This is a genomic window from Bartonella sp. MR168JLCBS, assembly GCF_042194175.1.
Genome location: NZ_JBHIMP010000562.1, coordinates 1 through 330 on the forward strand (window position 1 = coordinate 1; position 330 = coordinate 330).

The 330-nt window shown below is 39.4% G+C and carries 1 pseudogene; it reads left to right on the plus strand.

Annotated elements, in window-relative coordinates:
• A pseudogene (locus ACFIK8_RS12665) lies at positions 1-296 on the plus strand (3-deoxy-8-phosphooctulonate synthase); the annotation flags it as partial.
• Between the last annotated feature and the right edge of the window lie 34 nt (positions 297-330).

The window sequence follows — 330 nt, forward strand, 5'->3', positions numbered from 1 at the left end:
CTGATATGCGTTCATTACCTATTTTGCGTTCGTTTGGAGCTCCTGTTATTTTTGATGCAACGCATTCTGTTCAGGAGCCGGGTGGTCAAGGTGATTCATCTGGGGGACAACGTCAATTTGTTGAAGTTTTGGCGCGTGCAGCTGTTTCTGTTGGGGTTGCAGGTATTTTCTTAGAAACGCATCAAGATCCAGATAATGCACCTTCTGATGGACAAAATATGGTTAAAATCGATCATTTACAAAGACTGCTTGAGACTTTAATGGAATTTGATTATCTGTCAAAAAAGGTGAATTGAATAGAGAATATTTCGCCATTATGTTGTTTGACTT